We start from the raw sequence: 548 nt of genomic DNA on the forward strand, positions 1-548 counted from the left end.
TCAGCATCTCCTCCACTTCCTCGTGGAGCAGATAGTTGTACTGCGTAGCCGTCCCCGCCACCCAAGCCCCAGTCTGCAGCGCCGCCTCGTCTCCACCTTGAGCAGCGGCCGTGAGCACCCCGATCACCTGCGAGTTCATCGTCAGCAAGCGTTTCTTCTGCTCGGGGTCCAACTTGCCGTACCACTGCGACAGGCTGCCAACCAGCGCTTCGTTCACCCCAGCGGCCAGCGCCCCTGTCTTGAAATCACCGCCCGCCGCTTCTGCCGCCAAGCCTCCCATGATGGCGTGCAGGCCGATCTTGGCGACGCTGCCCTCCTTCAGGTCCCACCTGTCAGGACTGGTCTGGTCACCCACCCAGTTGAAGCCAGCGGCGGCAAAGGTGTTGGCAAGACTGCTGCGCAAGGCATCGCTGAACGAACTGCCACCGCCCAAGGCACGATCGAGCACGGTAGAGGTGCCGTTCTGCAGCAACTGATTGCCCGCGAAGCGACCTATGCCTTCCAGTTTGGAGAGGCTTTCGGTAGTGGCTACTTTTCCGCCGTTCTCC

General features: G+C 62.6%; 1 protein-coding gene. It reads right to left on the minus strand.

Going from position 1 to position 548, the window contains the following annotated elements; genetic code table 11:
- On the minus strand, window positions 1-548 hold a 548-nt coding region (locus tag ABE459_RS26020; RefSeq protein WP_346648179.1), incomplete at both ends, for a DUF637 domain-containing protein.

The sequence above is a fragment of the Pseudomonas sp. TWI923 genome, from assembly GCF_039673365.1.
GTDB lineage: Bacteria > Pseudomonadota > Gammaproteobacteria > Pseudomonadales > Pseudomonadaceae > Aquipseudomonas > Aquipseudomonas sichuanensis.